Origin of the sequence: Brasilonema sennae CENA114 (genome assembly GCF_006968745.1) — a bacterium.
In the GTDB taxonomy this organism is placed as follows: domain Bacteria; phylum Cyanobacteriota; class Cyanobacteriia; order Cyanobacteriales; family Nostocaceae; genus Brasilonema; species Brasilonema sennae.
On sequence record NZ_CP030118.1, the window covers coordinates 4,454,722 to 4,473,476 of the forward strand.

An 18,755-nucleotide genomic window follows, 5' to 3' on the forward strand; every position below is an offset into this window, starting at 1 on the left:
CTTCTTTCTACTCGCAATGACTTCGTACTGCTTATTTGGCAACTGTGGGTTTTATTAACTGGTTAACGGTTTACCACACTTTGAGCAGAAATTGTTACCCAATGGATTTTTAGTCTCGCAATGAGTACAGATAACATAACCTTGAGGAAGTGCCGTTGACGGAGATGAAGTCTCTAATGTTTGATGCCCTTGGTGTGCTGTTGATAAACCATTATTTGAACCAATGGTACTAGTTCTCAGAGTCCTCAATACCTGAGGCATGACTGCATCGATTAATCCAGAACCACCATCATGAGAATTACTAACCCAGACCTCTGGAAGTTTAAGTTTGACTAACTCCTTCAGTTTTTCGATATCTAGCCAGCCTTCACGACCAATGATATCAATAGTTTCTTTCAAAATTAATAAGTCTATTTCACGTAGTTGTCGAACTCGTCCTACTTCAACCTCAATTCCGTATTTCGCTGCTATGGCATTAAGTTCTGCAATCTTCACATCCTCTTGAGCTTTAACCAAATCTGCTTGCTTTTTCGTCACGGCTTTTTCGTATTCAAGATTTTGGAGTTCTTTTTCTGTTTCTCGTTCAGCTTGTATGGTTATACGCATTTCCTGGGCGATTTTGCGATCAGTTAAAATCTTTTCCAGTTGTTCGGGTAGGTCAATCTCTCCAATCAATGTGTCAACTGCTTCAACTGCAAAATCACTGAGAGCTGATTTAATATAGTCTTTTGCTTGTCTTTGTTGGTCACTACGTTTGTCGAGAAAGTCAAGCGCCTCAGAATTTTGAGCAGAATTGCAGAAGTAATTGCTCACTGCTGGCTGTAGTACCTTTACAATAAGAGCTTTTATAGAGTTACTACCAGAGCCACCAACATTATTACCAACACGATAAATCATTGTGGGAGCATTTTCTTCAGCTACGCGAATAACTTGCGTTACTTCTATATCAAAACAAAATCCATCCTTAGAGCGCAGTTGTATAGCATGAAGGTTTGCATCGTAGTTTGTAGGTGGCTTTTTTTTGTTTGACCAGTCTAGCGCAATGGGAAGAGTTGGAACTATCTCTACATTCATCACTTTTGTGTTGATTACATGCTTACCAGGGGGGAGAGGGGTATTCCAAACTCCCTTGCATCCACGCTCAACTACACCAGCCTTATTCTCGGGAGGCTTGCCAACGTGGGAGATAATAACTCCAACTGTCCCAACAGGAACGTCAGTTAATTCTACTTGCTCAACTTTGGCAAACCAAGGATTTAGATTCCAAGAACCAGGTGGCAGAACCTCTTGTTGCAAACCTTTGCGTCCGCCTCCATCAAGAAATTTTTGCCCGTTTTGGAAGTTGCCATGATCTGCAACAGGCGAACCAGCAATCTCATCTGATTCAATTGAAATACCATCGTAAGTAGTGACAATGCCAATCTTCCCAGCTTCTACTGTATACACCTGTAAATTTTCAGGTTTCAGGCCATATTGGGTGGCATTAGCAGCAGTAATTACAGTAAATAAATCGGTGTTAATCCAATAGGTGCCAGCAGTTAAGATTGCTAGCTGTCTACCTTTTTGACCTCCATTTTCAATAAACTTAGACGCATCTTGAAAGTTATGGCAATCCACAACTTTGCCCAACAGTTGTTCTGGTGGCATGGGCGCACCATCTTCGGCAACGATTAGTCCAATTTCTCCTGGAGGAATATTAATTACTGGTTTCTTATAAATGTGAAACAATTCAGTGTTAATCCGGTAAGTGCCAGTTGTTAGAATTGCCAGCTGTTTACCCTTGTGACCCCCATTTTCAATAAATGCACCGGCATCCTGAAAGTTGTTACATTCAACAACCCTACCAAAAAGTTGCCCAGGTGACATAGACGCACCATCTTTAGCAACGACTAGCCCAATTGCATCAGAGTAAACTTTGATTGGTTTTTCTTTGCGAATGGTATACATCCAAGGAAAATAACCCCAATGTGAACCCGGGGTAAGAATTTTCGCTTGGGGACCAGCTTCTTCTTTAAAAGCTATCAGCTGACCAGCAGGAAGTTTAGGGGAAAAAGGATTAAGGTTAAATTTCTTAATCACAATCCCAACTTCATCGTTAGCAATTACTACAACTCCTCTGGACGAGATAACCGCAAATACAACAACTCCGAACACCAAGAAAATAGCAAAAGTTCCGCCCAAAGATATTCCCGCAGTTCTCATGGGCTGATTGATTGAGTTTCCTGGGCTAGTTTGTAGTGATACCGTAGTTGGAGTCTGAACAAACAGCAGATTTGGGGGTTGTTCTACTGAAGCAGTTGTTAATCGAGGATTCACTGAATCGATATACTGACTCATGATAACAATGCTGCCTAGAGCCATTGCACTCTTCACTAGCAGACCGACAAATAGCTTTGCTTTCATAGTGATGCTATTCTTCCTGACTATAATAAAGAAGTGTAGTTAACTACGTATTTTTAATCAGCAATTCCCGAAGAATCTTAAAGGAAAATTAAAGATATTTCTCTATAGACAACGAATAATGCGAGGGAAGAAACCACTACACATAGGTAGCCACTCGTGGAAAAGCAGAACACCATATCCAAATGACGGAAGGTGCCCTTCCTGAGCTTCTAAACTAAAGGTAAAGTTATCGTATCTTAACCATTCATTATTCCTTCGCCAGCCTACGTATTTGCCACACTCATAAAAAGTTGCGCTATCTAACCTATCTAACTTGCCAGGGTAACCGCGAATGCCACGCCAGATTCGCTGCTGAACACTTAAGCCAAACTTACTATCACTGTACTCTACCCATAGTTGGTCAATTTTGCGAAGGACAGTACAGGGAAAGTTCGATAATTCCTGCGCTCTCATCCAACCCTCGTTCTGACGATCAACTGCTTGAAGCATCACTTGGTAGGTTTCACGATCCGCTTCTTTCCACTGATTAGCTCTCAACAAGCCCTCTAGTTTAGCGTAATCGACAATTGGATCTGTTGAAGAAAGTTTATCTACAAAAGGTGGTTGAACAATTGGATCTGGTGGAAAAGGTTTATCTACAAAAGGTGGTTGAGTTTCAATAGTTGCAATACCAAGCAATTCTCTAAACTCGCGCACTGTCTGTGGTCTATCTTGCGGTTCCAACGCCATCCCTTTGACAATAGCATCATTTACCCTGTTGCTAATCCGGAAGTTATGTTGCTTTGGCGGTGGTAAAGGTATGCCAGTTTTCCTAAAATCAGCAGGTAAAGGAACTTCCGCAGTCAGTAATGTATACAGCGTTGCGGCTAAGGCATAAACATCAGTATAAGTATCAAATTTACCTCGTCTTTGATACTGTTCAATGGGTGCATAACCTGCCGTCTTGGCATTAGTCATGCTTCCTGTTATTCCAACGGCAAATTCGCGTGCCAAACCGAAATCAATCAGTACAGCTTCTTGTGTACCACGGCGCAGCATAATATTATGTGGCTTGACATCCCGATGTAAAAGTTCTTGTTGGTGGACAGATTCCAGGGCTTTCCCTACCTGGTCAATGTAGCGTAATGCCTCAGACTCTGGCAATGCCCCACGATCCTCAACATAAACCCATAAATCTTGCCCGTCAATATACTCCATCACCATGCCCCACAGTTCAGCCTCCTTAATCATTTCGTAGATTTTGACGATATGAGGATGGCTACACCCTCGTAACCGCAACCCCTCATTGACAAACTTTACTTGTTGTTTATCAAAGTCTGCTTGACCTTGTTGCTTTTGGTTTAGGGTTTTAATAACAACTAATTTACCGATGGGGGATTGAATGGCACTATAGGTGACACCAAAGCCTCCACCTCCAAGGACTTTTTGAATAATGAATCTTCCGTTTTGAAGTGGTTGACCTGGTGTCCAAAGTTGCATTGGGATTGGCTACTCCCTAGTTTGAGATCACTAGAAGCATTTTACTTGTTTGGCTGCACCTTGTGAGATGATGTGCAGGGCATACAAAGCGATAATCGAAATCTGAATGCACAGATTGGGAAATTTGAACAATTCAGTTGCGATTCACACTCGGTGGACAGTCATATCAAATCCGTTGATATCGGAATTATTCCTCTTTCCTCTCTCTCTGTGTCACGCCAGGTGCATTAAAATCTTCGCCCCTCTTCTATCATGGAGCCGATTGACGTTTTATCCAATGCCACTTCTTGCCGCAATTGTTCCATAAGAGCGATGCTCCTTTGGAGCCGCTTCGCTAACGCATTACTTATCGATTTTTTCGTCGTCGGCTTTCCCCAAGCGTTATAACGCGGTTCCGGTTCTGAGGATGCTGCAACTTCTGCATCTGGTAACGGCTGTACAACTATCACCACCTCAACAGAGATATCTTTAAAATCAGTGGGTGTCTGGATTTGCAACATACCATCAGCCCCAATATGCGCTCGTAATTTCATCGTTTCCATATCAGCCCACCTGACTCATCCTCAACATTGCTCCGCCGTGTCTTAATACTAAGTTAGGAAACGACGCTGTGCAAAATCTATCCACAATCGCTGCTTGCGGCACTGGGCGATCCCGCGATAGCTTCGCTGCTGTGCAGATCGCGTTAGTTTTGGTCAAAATTGAGAAAGCAGGACAGCATAACGGAGACAAAAACATGAGCGTAACTATTCCCCTACATGCCATAGAACTCGCTCCCGGTAGCCAGATTGCCATTCATAACCTGTCCTGGCAAGACTTTGAGCGACTTCTCGAAGACTTGGGAGAAAAACGCAACACCCGCATTGCTTACTACCGAGGAACCCTAGAAATAATGTCCCCGTTAGCATTACATGAGCGTCCCCACCGCATCATTGCTTACATCATCACCACAATTCTGGAGGAACAAGGACGCAACTGGGAAGACTTCGGCTCGACAACTTTTAAACGTCCAGATATTGCTGGGGTTGAACCAGATACCTGCTTTTATATTCAAAATGCCAGCCAGGTCAAAGGATGTACCCAAATGGATTTAACCGTATATCCTCCCTGTGACCTTGCCGTTGAATCTGATGTTACCTCAAAAACAACCCTCAACGCCTATATATCCCTGAGAGTTCCGGAAGTGTGGATTTACAGCAACCATCAACTAACCGTTTATATTCTCCAAGCTGACGGCTACGTAGAATCTCTCCTCAGTCCCACCTTTCCTAATTTACCCGTCACTGAACTTATTCCCCGACTGGTGCAAAAAGCAATTGATGATGGAACCAGTCAAATGCTGCGAGAACTGAGAGCTTTGCTACGGGAATAAAAGCTTTTTGAATGCGTGAATGCGTGAATGTTAGCGTAGCTGAGATCTTGCACCATTCTCAATAACCGTAGGGTGGGCACTGCTGTCAACGTAAAAATAAGGTTTTGAGCGAACTCTAGGCAGTGCCCAACGCCAGATGCTATCTCCCAAGGGGAGACGCCAAAGGCGAACAAGCCGGGAAACCCGTCCAACGCACTGGCTCCCTTACAAAAATTGCAATAACGCAACTGGTGCAAGATGTGAGGTAGCGTGCCGTAGGCAGCGAATTCCAAGGCAGCGGTACTAGACAGATACTGTCGTTTCAAAGTTCTTTTTAGCATCTTGGCGTGAGATAATCATCCTATTTTCATTTCATGCGGCGAAATAAAACGCACGACTTCCACCAGCCAATGAAAAGATCCAAGAAACTTTGGTTTCATAAAGCATTCAAGATTACCGTGATTGTACTACTAGTGCTGGGGCTATCGCTAGTGGGGCTTGTCACCTATGCTGTGAGGCAATCATTTCCAGTAGAAACTGGCACGGTTCAAATACCAGGGTTGAAGGCTGAGGTAAAAGTCGAGCGTAATGACTGGGGAATTCCCCACATTTACGCTGCCAACTCCCATGATTTATTTATGGCGCAAGGTTATGTCCACGCGCAAGACCGTTTCTGGCAAATGGACTTTCACATGGGGCAAGGTGATGGCTTATGATCTTGGCAAAAACCTTGATAGTGAAATTGAACGTAGTATCTTGCTCAAAACCCTGACTCCTGCTCAGGTAGAAGAACTATTTCCACCTTACCCTGAAAACCTACCAGTGATTTTGCCTGAGTTTCAAGTGGGTAAAGCAGTGAGTACACCAGATGTTTTCTCCCCAGTGAGTGGTGTAAATAATATCATCTCTGCCTTAGAGTCAATAACCAAACCGATGACTGCTTTAGAACAATTGCTAGGTTCTACTACTGGAGTCGGTATTGGTTCAAATAGCTGGGTAATATCAGGTCAGCAGACGACGACAGGTAAACCCATTTTGGCAAATGATCCTCACTTGGCTGTACAAATGCCTTCTATCTGGTATGAAGTTGGTCTGCATTGTACACCAAAAAGTGCAGATTGTCCATACAATGTGACTGGGTTTTCGTTTGCTGGAATGCTGGGTGTGATTGTCGGTCATAGCGAGCGCATTGCCTGGGGTGTCACCAATGTCCTCTCAGAATAATTTCAAAAGTGAGTATGAATAGCCTCAGTTGTTCTAACCCTTACGGGTTCGCCAGTCGCTTCAAGTCGGGGAACCCGCCCAACGCGCTGGCGAACCATAAAACGTTCAATCCCACACACCTGTTTAATGGCTCTGTGGTAACATTCAATTCCCCAATGGATTGAATGTAATGCCTTAAATTCCACTCGATTAATTGCAATTAGTGCATCTTCATCCGGTAAAAATATGATGTAGTATCTTTTTTCTTCGTTTTTGTTCGCGTAAGCGCAAGCGCACGCCCAGAGGGCGAACGCGCAGCGTGTCGCTTTGCGACTCAGCGTCTCCCCTTGGGAGAAGTTTTTCCGAAATACTTTCACTTTGCCGAAACTTTTTAGATGAACTATTAAACCAACACCTGTGTATTTCTAGATTTTGGATTTGGGTATAATCTCGACCATTGATTGAACAGGAACGATTCTTGGCTACCCCCACCAAAAACCCTAATTCTTTGTTTTTCAGGAATTTTAGGTTTTCTTTACTGGCATACCAAGCATCTGTAGTCACGGTCTTCGGTTTTAATCCCCAATCCAGTACTTCAGCAATCATTTCTCTTAAATAATCGTTTTTTGTCTTACCTTCCTGTTTTTTATATATGCGATAATTGATGGGTACAGATTTACCCGACAAATCAGTGTAATACAAGGTAATTAACTGAATCCCTTTAACTACACGATGATGTTTACCCGACCAAAAATAAGCAAAAAATTGCTGTTAATAGCGGGTCACTATAAGGTTTATCAATAACTGTATCGTCGTAACTTATGTACCACCCGTTAAATTGATGTGTGGACTTACCTCCAGAAATAAATCTTTTGGTTCATAACGTTCTCTCAACAAAAATCTATTGACGCTATCGTGAGATGTTTCTCCTAAAATCTCAGCAAGATCGTGTACAACCTGGATACTTTGATTCTGCAAGCAAGAACAGAGTGTAAGTGTCCAAGTCGCATATGTAAGTTGATACTTTAGTAGTCGCTCTAATAGCCCTAACCCTACATCATCAAGACAATATAGGTATTATCCGTCTTTCAATGTCCCTGTTAATTAGCGTTCGCCCAGCGTGCGCCTTCGCGCACTCGCCTTGTTACTTTCCTCATTCACGCATCTGCACTTCTTGCCTATTTTGTCAATGCGTAAGTCCTAATTTAATTAAGTTGAACTACTTACCAGCATTGACCAATTTGCGGTCACTTTAATATAGCTGACCTCTTTTTTCTTTTCAGTAACGTTTCACTTAGACTCGCGTGTTACTTTTTATTAATAATTCTCTAAGTGCTATTTCCTGATTACTGGTTTTTTAGTGTAAACTCCAGTTAGTAAAAAAGTAATCTTTCTAGCTTTTGATAATGACACTTCCATCACCAAATAAAGTCGATGAATTATTTTCCGAATGGGATAAACCAGACTCTCCTGGTTTTGCTTTAGCCATCATTAAAGATGGTGAGACTATTTATAAGCGCGGCTATGGTATGGCTGACTTAGAACACAACGTAACGATTTCTCCAAATTCGGTCTTTGATATTGCCTCAACCTCCAAGCAGTTTACAGCGATGTGCATTGCTTTACTTGCAAGAAAGGGGGAACTTTCTTTAGATGACGAGATCCAAATCTACATTTCAGAGATACCCAGATATGAGTATCCCATTACTGTGCGGCATCTTATTCACCACACAAGCGGCATTCGTGATTTCCTAAACCTCATGGAATTGGCAGGAATGCGATGCGAGAATGACTATCCTGAGAACGAAATCATTGCTTTAATAGCTCGTCAACAAGAATTGAACTTCAAGCCAGGAGAGGAGCATTTGTACAGCAACTCAGGATATTTTCTTTTGGCAGAAATCGTCAAACGTGTCTCTGGAAAATCTCTGGCGGTTTTTGCTGATCAGCATATTTTCAGTCCCCTGGGAATGAAAGCAACTCACTTTCACGATGATTTCACAAGGATTGTCCAGAATAGAGCGATTGGCTACTCTGTGAGGGAAGAGGGTAGTTTTCAGATTGATACGACTATTTTTGATATCGTGGGTGACGGTGGTATCTATACTACGGTTGAAGACCTATGTATCTGGGATGAGAATTTTTACCAAAACAAATTAGGAGGATATGGGCAAGACTTGATCGAAGAAATCATTACACCTGGAATATTGAATAGCGGCGAAGTGATAGATTATGCCTTTGGTTTAATCAGAGAGCATTACCGAGGATTAGAAACCATCAGTCACGGTGGCGCATGGATGGGTTACAGATCGCAAATGCTGCGATTCCCCAAACAGAGATTCTCTGTAATTTGCTTGTCAAATTTGGGCAGCGCTAAACCGGCAGAACTTGCCAAAAAAGTTGCAGATATCTACTTAGTTGATGACTTTACTGAAGAATCTGTCAGCCGTCAAACCCAAATAATAGAAATTCCATCGATTGATTTAGAGAGGAAGACTGGCTTTTATCAAAACCCAAAAACAGGAACCGTTTGGGAGTTATTGGTAAAGGATGGTAAATTAATCCTGGAAGCTGCTGAAATGAGCTTGATTTTTGCTCCTGTAAGTTCAAGTCATTTTGTAATAATGGATATTCCTTTTATATCTGTTGAATTTGAAGAATCAGGTTTACATAAACCCTCTTATTTTTACTATGTGGAGGGCAAAACACGGGACGTTTTCCAACGGCTAGAATTTGCTCCTCCTAATTCTGAACAATTGGTGGATTTTACAGGAGAGTATTATTCCCAAGAGTTAGATGCAACATACAGAATCAGTATCGAAGACGGAGAGTTGCTGCTAAATCGAAGAAATTCTCTTCGAGAAACCCTCAAGCCAATTAACAAAGATTTGCTGAAAGGTACAGACCTCACTTTGCAGTTTGTTCGTGATGACTTTCATCAAGTTACTAAATTCAGTTTGCGGGTAGAAGGTGGACGTGTCAGAAACATTCAATTTGTGAAATAAAGTCAAGTTTAAATAACTAATACCACTCTTTATCTACTGTTTCAAAATAATATTCCTAGAACGTTTCAATTGTTCCAGTAACGCTGCAATGACTGTTAGTACGTTGGAACAGTAGTTGTTAAAGACATATCAGGAACACTGGAACAGTTGGAACAGACTGTAACCGTTCACGGGGGGTAGAACATTCGTCTAATTTCTAAAACCCTTGCTAAGCAAGGGTTTCGGGATATTTATCGTAGGCGCTAATAGTGCCGAAAATGTCTAAACGACAATTTACCGACCAATGTAGGACTTTTGACTACTCAAAATTAGCCGTAAAAAATCAATTCAAGACTGGTTTTCGTACTGATTGCGTGTGATTTCATATGGGACATTTTTTTGCCCCCCCGTGAACGGTTACGAACAGACAATTAATTTTTATTAAATAAAAAATACCCTTCTGCCTCATTACCACCCAATTTTTCACTTAAAACTAATTGTGTTAAACCCTGTCTTAGTGCTGCTGATGCTGGCGATTTAGTGTTCCATTCTCTTTGCCAAGAACGGTGTTTTCTAATTGCATCGAACGAAACTGGAGGATTTTCAAATTTAGCAATTATTTCAACAATTTGACTCAAAAAAGTCTCGTCAATTTCTTCAACTATTTCTACACCAAATACTTCTAATTTCAGCAATGCTTCTCACTTATTAATATAGGACTTACGCATTGACAGAAAAGCCAAAATAACAGGTATAGTTTTCAAGGCTTGTAGCTAGATTTTTCAATCATATTTTGGCGCGACATCCAAAAGCCTGAAACAACGTATTTACGTTAATACACAAGATAGTTCTTTTGTACAGTGCGTAAGTCCTAAAAGGGTACTAACGAACTCTGCTGCAACACTGAAGCTGATTCCAGCTAATTCCTAATTAATCCTGGTCCGATTGAATTAACTTCTGCTTCCTTGAAGTCGCTTTTAGACATTTTACCTATTCGGAGCAGCTGGGACTTGCGGTATCTATCTCTATGATAGAAAACCGTTGAGCAATTTTACTCCAAAACACAAAGACGCAAAGTCTTTGTGAGTCCCTTTGCGTCTGATGCGCCGAATTTATTTTATCTACCCATACCTCAAACCATCTCTGAAGGTGTTTCCATCATTGGCTGAGGCTGGGGTTGGAACATGAACAAGGAGTATACCACATCTCGGCGAATATTGGTCATCATATCCAAGAATAATTCGTACCCTTCGCTCTTGTACTCAATCAGCGGATCTTTTTGACCATAACCCCGCAGTCCTACGGATTCCCGCAGAGCATCCATTTGTTGCAGGTGTTCCCGCCACAGGGTGTCAATCCGCTGTAAAATAAAGAATCGTTCGGCTTGCCGCATTAATCCTGGTCGAATTTGGTCAACTTCTGCTTCCTTGAGATCGTAAGTTTTTCGCACCTCTTCGTGCAGGAAGGCTTTGATTTCGCCCATTGCCATATCTTCTAATTGATTGGGTTGCAAGTCCGCTAGCAGATAGACAAATTCTTTGACTTTTTCAACCAACTTGTCCAATTCCCATTCTTCTGAGGGTAAGTCTGGGTTGATGTAGAAATCCACGATGTCATCCATCGTTTTTTCGGCGTACTTGACGACCTGTTCTTTGAGGTCTTGCCCTTCTAGCACCCGACGGCGTTCGGCGTAGATGGCACGGCGCTGGTTGTTCATCACCTCGTCGTACTCAAAAACCTGCTTACGGATATCGTAGTAGTAGGTTTCGACTTTTTTCTGAGCGCCTTCCAAACTGCGGGTGAGCATTCCAGATTCGATGGGCATATCCTCTTCGACTTGGAAAGCATTCATCAGGCGTGCGACGCGATCGCCACCAAAAATCCGCAGCAGATTATCCTCCAAGCTCAGGAAAAATCTTGTTGAACCGGGGTCACCTTGTCGTCCTGCACGTCCTCGCAACTGGTTGTCGATCCGTCGCGACTCGTGACGTTCAGTCCCGATCACGTGCAACCCACCCAGTTCTACCACTTCATCGTGTTCACGGTTGGTGAACTCTTCGTATTGGCGCCTAATGCGGTTGTATGCTTCCCGCATTTTCTGAATCACAGGGTCATCCGTGGGAGCTTTTTCTGCTGCCACAGCGACTTTCTCTTCTGCTTCCAGTTCCGGTAAGCTGCGATCGCCATACTCCCGTACAGCTGCTTCCACTGATTCTTTGAGGAGTTTCTCTATTTCTTTAGAAAGCAGAGTGGGGAAAACCTGTGGTGAAGCCTTCCAAGTTTTGACTTTCTTACCTGGGACAAAACCTTGCCCTCCGCCACTTGCTGAGGACGGTAAACCAACGGCTTTGTGAATGTTAAACATATCTTCATCTTCCGGTTTGACTATCCGGGGCATGAAGTATTCCCGCATCTTCAGACGCGCCATATACTCGGCATTACCACCTAAGATAATGTCAGTACCTCTTCCAGCCATGTTTGTCGCAATTGTCACCCCTCCTCTTCGTCCTGCTTGTGCGACAATTTCTGCTTCGCGTTCAACGTTCTCTGGTCTAGCGTTCAGCAGTTCGTGGGGAATTGACATTTGTCTTAACAACTGGCTGAGATATTCCGATTTTTCGACGCTAGTTGTTCCCACCAGGACTGGTCTGCCGAGTGTGTGCATTTCGGCACATTCTTTGGCGATCGCCCCCCACTTGCCTGCTTCGGTCTTAAAGACCATATCAGAAAGGTCTTGGCGTCTTCTCGGTCTGTTGGTGGGAATAATCGTGACTTCCAGTTTGTAAATTTTTTCAAACTCGGCTTCTTCTGTCTTCGCTGTTCCGGTCATACCACCGAGTTTTGGATAAAGCAAGAACAGGTTTTGGTAGGTAATTGTTGCGAGAGTTTGAGTTTCAGGTTGAATTTCTACCCGTTCTTTTGCTTCAATTGCCTGGTGCAGTCCATCACTCCAACGTCGTCCTGGTAAGACTCTACCCGTAAATTCGTCTACGATGACAACTTCTTCGTTGCGGACAATATAGTTGACGTCCTTAAGAAACAGTTCTTTCGCCTTAATCGCGTTGAAAGCGAAGTGTGCCCAAGGATCTTCAGGGTCGAATAAATCTTTTACTCCTAAAAGTTCTTCTGCTTGAGCAAAACCTTCATCGGTGAGCAGAACGTTACGAGCTTTTTCATCTACTTCATAATGTTCTTCTTTTTGCAGCGCTATTGCAATTTCAGCTGCTTTTAAGTATTTTTCTGTAGGTCTTTCTACCTGCCCAGAAATAATTAGTGGAGTCCGCGCCTCATCAACTAAGATAGAATCTACCTCGTCAATCACACAGTAATTGAATGGGCGCTGCACAACATCTTTGATGTCTGTCGCCATGTTATCGCGCAGGTAATCAAACCCTATCTCACTGTTAGTAACATAAGTTATATCACACTCGTAATTTTTCTTGCGCTCAGATGGCGTCATGCTTTGCTGAATCAGCCCCACGCTTAATCCCAAGAAACGATGCAGCTGTCCCATCCATTCTGCGTCCCGACGAGCCAGGTAATCGTTTACAGTGATGACGTGTACACCTTTTCCACTCAGGGCATTCAAATAACTTGGCAAGGTAGCAACCAAAGTTTTGCCCTCACCAGTTTTCATTTCGGCAATTTGCCCTTTATGCAGGATAGCACCGCCTAAAAGTTGAACATCAAAGTGCCGCAACCCTAAAACTCGTTGTCCTGCTTCCCGCACAACTGCAAAAGCTTCTGGCAAAATATCATCCAGAGTTTCGCCTTTCTTCAGACGCTGTTTCAACTCTGCCGTTTTACCCTTTAGCTCTTCGTCTGAAAGCGCTTTTATGTCTTCCTCTAGAAGATTAGTTTCTGTAATGAAAGGTTGATATTTCTTAAGTTTACGAGCGTTGGGGTCGCCCAACAAAGTCTTTAGCATGGCAGATTATACAAAATCAAGGGGATGGGGATAAATAATGATTGGGACTGATTATAAACTCCTAACCCAACGGATCCGGGTGTGGTTTTGGATGGGTTGTACATGAGAATTTGGTAAAAAACACGCGCTTATAAACACCCAATCAGTTTGCTATTAGGTTTGGTTTTATTTTTCAGCTTAAATTTAAACTGTTTTTATAGTATCATTTCACCTCCAGATGAGGCAGATAAGCCCGACCAAGCAGAGGTCGTGATTGCCCCAAGGGAGGGATGGGGAGCAGGGAGCGCTTAGCAGGGAGCGCTTAGCAGGGAGCAGGGAATAAAATAGAAGGGGGATAGTGTTTCTTAAGGGGGGTTGCTAGCGCTCTTAACCACGAGTTTAAAGTTCACTGGGAGTTATCCCACTCCGGAGTCAGACGACGAAAGTTAAAGTCCTTAGCGCTGGGATGACAGGTGACACAGCTGCCAATTTGCACGGGGTTAGGTAGCTTGACTCTAGGATGCAAAGCTTTGAAATACCGGGAGCTATTGATGCGATATGGTGTTTGCTCATCTTGGAGTTGAACACGGGAAAAAGTTGCAAGATACTTCCATACTAAAGCACGTGGCGGATCGACCAAAAGCTTTAACTGTGCGCCGTAATGTTGTGTATCTTCCAAAAGATTTTTCCAAGTTTGGGTAGGCAAAACAGCTGGTGGTATGGCTATGTGACAAGTGGAGCAGTTTTCTATGTATAATTGTTGTCCTAGTTGATATTGTGCTGGTACGATATCAACAGTACCTACCTCAGAGGTAGGAGTAGCACCATTGGCATGAGTTGCCAAAGCTAACAACCATCCCATAGCTAGACTCCAAGCCAAAATGACCAAAAGCAAACCGATGGGCTTTTGCTTTTGTTTTCGCTTACGTGATTGGCGCTTAACAATATTTGACATTCGTCACACTCACAAACTTTGGATATCGGCGCTTGTTGCACATCTTATGACATAGATAGCCAAGTATGTGTTTCAAAATGTTTGTCCACAAGCTTTAGCTTACTTGCGTTTGGTGGTCAGAATCGTAGTAAACATCATCAGGAAGCCACCTAAGATAATAGCGATCGCCAATCCTGCTGTAATTAAGTCCAGTGTATTGTTATCCATATTTACAAAACAGACAGTGAACAGTTATCAGTTATCAGTTATCAGTGAGCCTGCGCTGCAGGAGGGTTTCCAACGCCAGATACCAAGTGAGGGAGACCCTCCTACAGTACTGGCTCCTCCGTAGGCGACTGGCGAACCCGAAGGGTTATCAAGATTTCAAGCACTGATCACTGATAACTGATGACTCATTTAAAAATCTACCCCTTGTTTAAGTTCTACACCATGATTGGCATAGTGCTTGTGGCAGTATACTTCAGAGTGAACGCTAGCTAAGTCGAAGTATGCTGGTTGATTTTGGCAGCGACCTGTGATAATGATTTCGGTATCGCTGGGTTTACGAAGTAGAGCTTGAACAATCGGTTCAATCGGTAGGAGTTCCAAATCGACTGTCGGATTAAGCTCATCGAGAATAATCGTTTTGTACAATCCGGAGGCGATCGCAGTTTTAGCAATTTCCCAACCGCGTTCTGCTTCCACGTAGTCCAGTTCTTGACGGGAGTTGCGCCAGACAATCGCATCTCGTCCACAGCGTTGATGATCCACTACCTCTGGATAGGACTGCTGTAAAGCAGCTATGGCGGCATCTTCAGTATAACCCGTCCCACCTTTTAGCCATTGCATAATTAATACCCGAGTAGAACCTGGATGATTAATTCCTCTACCTATTGCTTTTAAGGCTTTGCCCAAGGCACTTGTTGATTTACCTTTGCCTGACCCAGTATAAATTTCAACACCCTGTATTCCATGTATTTTTGCGGTTGGGTGGACATGGGGTTTCATTTCTGAGTGTAAATCCGCAATATCGAGTAATTTTTGCGGTGCTGCACGCCCAGTAGCAATGATTTCTAATTCCTGTGTTTTAGATTTTAGTGTCCGTACCACTTCATCTACTCCAAGCAAACCTAAATCTAGGACGGGGTTAATTTCATCCAATACGACAACTGAATATAAACCGCTTGCGATCGCACCTTTAGCCACATCCCAACCCCTCGCCGCTTCGGCCCTGTCATAAGGCGTAATTTCTTCTGGTCCAAAGTATTCTGCTCTACCAGTACGAACTTGGTCAATCAGATGGGGAAAACCTCGTTGCAAGGCTGCTATAGCGCCATCCTCATCGTAATCCCGTTCTGGTCCTTTTAAAAACTGCAATAGCAAAACACGGTTACAATTATTGGGAGTATTTATCCCCAACCCTATAGAGCGCAACACGACTCCTAAAGCTGCTTGTGACTTGCCTTTACCTGCACCATCATAAACGTGAATTTGACCAGTAAGCCGTGAGGGGCGCAATTGCGCCGTACGAATACCAATGCTGTTCCTTGTCATCTTTTGAAAGCTTTAACGTCCGAGTCTTTGATCTTACCCAGGTTTGATCAGATTTCGTGCATCCAAGCCAATGCAGGGAGTTCGATTGAAGCAAACATGGCGTTGTGGGGTGTAAGGACTCTTCACACCTCACGCTCTATAAGGTATTGAAATATATGAAGAAATACAACAAGAGGATATGTAAACAAAAAGATGCTAAAAAACTGGAAGAATAAGATAAACTGTCAATGCCTAAAGGGCAGGGTGTAAAAATATAAGGTTGTAACGGCAACGCCTAGAGCGCTCGCGCCCTTACACCCCCACTCCCCTATCCCGCTAGTTCTGGTCACACTGAAAAACTGCATACAGCTAGGGGCTATACTACTTGCGCTTCCCTGGTTTTCTTCCAGGTTTAGGAAGTGAATTTTGTCCCTCCTGTACACTCATCGGCAAATTGCGCTTAGCCTGCGTAGAGGGCATCTTCTGAATAACTTAGTTGCCCCCCCATCATGCTCAGTGTTGCGGCTATACTTTCTTAAGTTACACTTTAGCGATTACTTGTTTATGTTTGACATTCCTGAAGTTCCCCAAATTTTTCCTCTTGCTGCAATTTTGTTTAATTTTTTATTTTTACTAGTAGCAATCCCTATCGAAGCATATGTCTTAAATACAAGGCTAAAATTCGACAAAAGAACGAGCGCTTTTTATGGTATCTCTATCAATGTCTTTTCTAATGTGATTGGTTGGATCATCTTTTTCTTTGTAGAGCCAGCATTATTACCAAAGATGAAATCCGAATTAATAACTTTTGTTTTCTTCAATCGCTTACAAACACCTGGCATACAAACCTTGCTCATTTTAACGGCTTTTATCATTTTCTTTGGCACTTTTATAGTTAAGTATGCTCTTTTAAGAGTCTTGTTAATATCATTAAGTGAATTCAAAAAAGCTCCTCCAGAACCTCAAATAATACAACGACGTAATTCTCGTTTTGCTTCTAAGGGTAAATGGCAAAATACAAATATAGTGACTACTATACTTATAGCCAATGCACTCAGCTATAGTTTAGTCGCAATTATCTTATTTGTTAGATCTGTGAATACATAATTGTGTTCCAGTTGAATTATCAACTACAATCACTTTTATTGAATTGGAATTAAATAAAGGAGAAAATATGCAATTAATAAGGGATGCATTTGGTCTATTTGGAATTGTTGAAAGCGTTTATGAACGTATCAAAAAAATCCTGATTCCGCCAAAAGCCTACTCTTGGCAGACATTAATTTATTTGAGTCTTTTTTCTTGGTTAATGTCATCTCTTGCACTGGGATTAGTCAAAGACTTAATAGCATTTTGCGGTTGGTTATTTCTGATTGCTGGTACTGCTTGGTATACGACGGATAACCCATTATATGTTCCAGGGACTAATCTGCCTATAGGAGCACTGATTACTGGATTTTTAGTCAGTGTTTTTGCCTTCGGTTATGGAGAAAGCGTTTTAACAACAAGAACGATTGTTCTTTGGCCAACGATTTCAGCAATCATTACTGCAATTCCAGAATTTTTTGAAGGATCTGGTGTAGATGCAAAAACTCTAATACCTAAGATAGAAGATCGCCAAAAAATGATTATTTTAGTTGGCAGTTGTATGGTAATTAGTTGTTGGCTGCAATTCTTTTTTTTGACACAGAATTGGTTAAAGCAATATCCCAGTCTTACAGTAGACAATTATCAGAAGAGTGCCTTTGTTACTAAAACGGTATCAACAGAAAAAATTCCACAAAACGGCGTTTTAATTCTAGATAAAATTAGTCCAAAAGTGGAAGACCAATTACGTGGCAAACCTTGGTCAGAAGCAGAACAATGGTTATTCAATGCACGACGAAATGTGGGTGACTTAGGCAAGGAGGTTATAAACAAAGAGTTGGTAGAATATGAAGAAAGGTTTTTATGGCATGTTGAACCCCGTGTATCTAACGTTAAGGGGGGGGGATACAAACTGGATCTGCTAAGTATCTGGGATGGTCCTAGTTCTAATGCTCGTGGATATTACTTAGAAAAATCTTGTCGAGTTGATCCAGTGTTAACATCTGGAAGCACCTCCAGCCAAATTGTTAGGAAAACGGAAAACAAAGATGCGATCGCCGAAACAGAATGCGGCTCAAAAATTTCATTTTTTGCTGGTTCACCACCACCGCAGCAGTGAGGAGTTCGGACAATAAGATTCGGATAAGCACTCTTGAAAAAACTCGGTTTTTTGAAGAAACCGAGTTTCTGTGATCAACAATTACTTAAAAAAAGAAGATTTGAGGTTGGTGAATAGTTCCGTCAGGCATGATAGCACCTTGTAGTTTTGCCCCCGATAAATTTGCCTCCCAAAGGTTTGCTTCATTCAAATTTGCCTCTATGAGATTTGCCCATGTCAAGTCAGCAGCAGTTAAGTTAGCTTGATTCAAATTGGCTTCTAGTAACCTTGAACCACAAAGCTTTGCACCTGTAAGATTGGCTCTTACTAAATTAGCTTGAATGAGTGATGCTTCAATTAAGTTAGCTTCAGTTAAGTCGGCTTCGCTTAAGTCAGCATCACACAAAGAAGCTGCCCATAGTTTACTTCCACATAACTTCACTCGCCATAAAAAAGCTCCACACAAATTTGCATAACTTAAATCAGCATGACTCAAATTAGCTTCACATAAAGAAACTTCATATAAATAAGCTTCCCGCAGATTGGCTTGCATTAAATTTGCCCCACTTAAATTTGCACCAGTGAGGATTGCATGACTCAGATTAGCCCCGCGCAAATCTGCTCCGATCAAGTTCATTCCACTTAAATCAACTGCTCTCAAGTCGATACCACTTAAGTCGCATCCACTCAAGTCCCTTTGTTGAAAACATTGATCTGTAATTTGATTGAGAATGAATTCGTGTTTTTCAGCAAAGCTTCTCATGGTATTGACCTCT

Annotated in this window: 14 protein-coding genes and 1 pseudogene; 6 read left to right on the forward strand and 9 right to left on the reverse strand. The window is 42.4% G+C overall.

The genetic code is table 11. The features are described 5' to 3' along the window. Nucleotides 1–54 precede the first annotated feature (54 nt). From DP114_RS18720 to DP114_RS18730, 3 genes are all read right to left on the reverse strand, one after another. Nucleotides 55–2,403 carry an SPFH domain-containing protein gene (locus tag DP114_RS18720; protein ID WP_169263993.1) on the reverse strand — a complete coding sequence of 783 codons (2,349 nt, stop codon included), beginning with the start codon at nt 2,401–2,403 and terminating at the stop codon, nt 55–57. Between the two features lie 102 nt (nt 2,404–2,505). Continuing rightward, a complete protein-coding gene (locus DP114_RS18725; protein ID WP_171976821.1) occupies nt 2,506–3,882 on the reverse strand; it encodes a serine/threonine-protein kinase in 1,377 nt (458 codons plus the stop codon). A 227-nt stretch (nt 3,883–4,109) separates the two neighbouring features. Beyond that, a complete protein-coding gene (locus tag DP114_RS18730; protein WP_171976822.1) occupies nt 4,110–4,424 on the reverse strand; it encodes a hypothetical protein in 315 nt (104 codons plus the stop codon). 68 nt (nt 4,425–4,492) lie between these two features. Between DP114_RS18730 and DP114_RS18735 the strand changes: the two genes are divergently transcribed. The 3 genes from DP114_RS18735 to DP114_RS35120 all read left to right on the forward strand — a co-directional run bounded on the left by DP114_RS18735 (nt 4,493) and on the right by DP114_RS35120 (nt 6,457). Continuing rightward, the gene (locus DP114_RS18735) at nt 4,493–5,254 is read left to right on the forward strand and encodes a Uma2 family endonuclease (RefSeq protein ID WP_246162578.1); all 762 of its coding nucleotides are present in this window, start codon (nt 4,493–4,495) and stop codon (nt 5,252–5,254) included. Between the two features lie 389 nt (nt 5,255–5,643). Continuing rightward, nucleotides 5,644–5,949: a penicillin acylase family protein gene (locus tag DP114_RS35115; RefSeq protein WP_246162579.1), complete on the forward strand. Its 306-nt coding sequence runs from the start codon at nt 5,644–5,646 to the stop codon at nt 5,947–5,949. Further along, nucleotides 5,939–6,457: a penicillin acylase family protein gene (locus DP114_RS35120; protein WP_246162580.1), complete on the forward strand. Its 519-nt coding sequence runs from the start codon at nt 5,939–5,941 to the stop codon at nt 6,455–6,457. Before DP114_RS35115 ends, DP114_RS35120 begins: the two co-directional genes overlap by 11 nt. A gap of 5 nt (nt 6,458–6,462) precedes the next feature. Here DP114_RS35120 and DP114_RS36575 read toward each other — a convergent pair. Continuing rightward, a pseudogene (locus DP114_RS36575) lies at nt 6,463–7,478 on the reverse strand (IS701 family transposase); the annotation flags it as partial. 364 nt (nt 7,479–7,842) lie between these two features. Here DP114_RS36575 and DP114_RS18750 point away from each other — a divergent pair. Continuing rightward, nucleotides 7,843–9,441 (forward strand): serine hydrolase domain-containing protein, encoded by a 1,599-nt coding sequence (locus DP114_RS18750; RefSeq protein ID WP_171976823.1) that lies wholly within the window; start codon nt 7,843–7,845, stop codon nt 9,439–9,441. Between the two features lie 410 nt (nt 9,442–9,851). Here the strand turns inward: DP114_RS18750 and DP114_RS18755 are convergent, their stop codons facing one another. The 4 genes from DP114_RS18755 to DP114_RS18770 form a co-directional block, all read right to left on the reverse strand. Further along, nucleotides 9,852–10,115, reverse strand: coding sequence for a hypothetical protein (locus DP114_RS18755; protein WP_169263999.1), 264 nt, complete (start codon nt 10,113–10,115; stop codon nt 9,852–9,854). Between the two features lie 437 nt (nt 10,116–10,552). After that, a complete protein-coding gene (gene secA / locus DP114_RS18760) occupies nt 10,553–13,348 on the reverse strand; it encodes a preprotein translocase subunit SecA (protein WP_169264000.1) in 2,796 nt (931 codons plus the stop codon). 385 nt (nt 13,349–13,733) lie between these two features. Continuing rightward, complete coding sequence (locus tag DP114_RS18765; RefSeq protein WP_169264001.1) at nt 13,734–14,282, reverse strand: cytochrome C; 549 nt, start codon at nt 14,280–14,282, stop codon at nt 13,734–13,736. Between the two features lie 396 nt (nt 14,283–14,678). Then, a complete protein-coding gene (locus tag DP114_RS18770; protein ID WP_171976824.1) occupies nt 14,679–15,815 on the reverse strand; it encodes a cob(I)yrinic acid a,c-diamide adenosyltransferase in 1,137 nt (378 codons plus the stop codon). 543 nt (nt 15,816–16,358) lie between these two features. Between DP114_RS18770 and fraC the strand changes: the two genes are divergently transcribed. Both fraC and fraD read left to right on the forward strand, forming a co-directional pair. Beyond that, nucleotides 16,359–16,901: a filament integrity protein FraC gene (gene fraC, locus DP114_RS18775; protein ID WP_169264003.1), complete on the forward strand. Its 543-nt coding sequence runs from the start codon at nt 16,359–16,361 to the stop codon at nt 16,899–16,901. A 67-nt stretch (nt 16,902–16,968) separates the two neighbouring features. Next, entirely contained in the window at nt 16,969–18,000 is a 1,032-nt protein-coding gene (fraD, locus tag DP114_RS18780) for a septal junction protein FraD (RefSeq protein WP_171976825.1), read from the forward strand. Nucleotides 18,001–18,085: 85 nt separating this feature from the next. On the opposite strand, the gene DP114_RS18785 is transcribed toward fraD, so the two are convergent. Further along, nucleotides 18,086–18,742 (reverse strand): pentapeptide repeat-containing protein, encoded by a 657-nt coding sequence (locus DP114_RS18785; protein WP_171976826.1) that lies wholly within the window; start codon nt 18,740–18,742, stop codon nt 18,086–18,088. Between the last annotated feature and the right edge of the window lie 13 nt (nt 18,743–18,755).

Bases quoted from the DNA above. Each gene is read 5' to 3' on its own strand.
- DP114_RS18720 (WP_169263993.1), bottom strand. From the start codon at position 2,403: ATGAAAGCAAAGCTATTTGTCGGTCTGCTAGTGAAGAGTGCAATGGCT.
- DP114_RS18725 (WP_171976821.1), bottom strand. From the start codon at position 3,882: ATGCAACTTTGGACACCAGGTCAACCACTTCAAAACGGAAGATTCATT.
- DP114_RS18730 (WP_171976822.1), bottom strand. From the start codon at position 4,424: ATGGAAACGATGAAATTACGAGCGCATATTGGGGCTGATGGTATGTTG.
- DP114_RS35115 (WP_246162579.1), top strand. From the start codon at position 5,644: ATGAAAAGATCCAAGAAACTTTGGTTTCATAAAGCATTCAAGATTACC.
- DP114_RS35120 (WP_246162580.1), top strand. From the start codon at position 5,939: ATGGCTTATGATCTTGGCAAAAACCTTGATAGTGAAATTGAACGTAGT.
- DP114_RS18750 (WP_171976823.1), top strand. From the start codon at position 7,843: ATGACACTTCCATCACCAAATAAAGTCGATGAATTATTTTCCGAATGG.
- secA (WP_169264000.1), bottom strand. From the start codon at position 13,348: ATGCTAAAGACTTTGTTGGGCGACCCCAACGCTCGTAAACTTAAGAAA.
- DP114_RS18765 (WP_169264001.1), bottom strand. From the start codon at position 14,282: ATGTCAAATATTGTTAAGCGCCAATCACGTAAGCGAAAACAAAAGCAA.
- DP114_RS18770 (WP_171976824.1), bottom strand. From the start codon at position 15,815: ATGACAAGGAACAGCATTGGTATTCGTACGGCGCAATTGCGCCCCTCA.
- fraC (WP_169264003.1), top strand. From the start codon at position 16,359: ATGTTTGACATTCCTGAAGTTCCCCAAATTTTTCCTCTTGCTGCAATT.
- fraD (WP_171976825.1), top strand. From the start codon at position 16,969: ATGCAATTAATAAGGGATGCATTTGGTCTATTTGGAATTGTTGAAAGC.
- DP114_RS18785 (WP_171976826.1), bottom strand. From the start codon at position 18,742: ATGAGAAGCTTTGCTGAAAAACACGAATTCATTCTCAATCAAATTACA.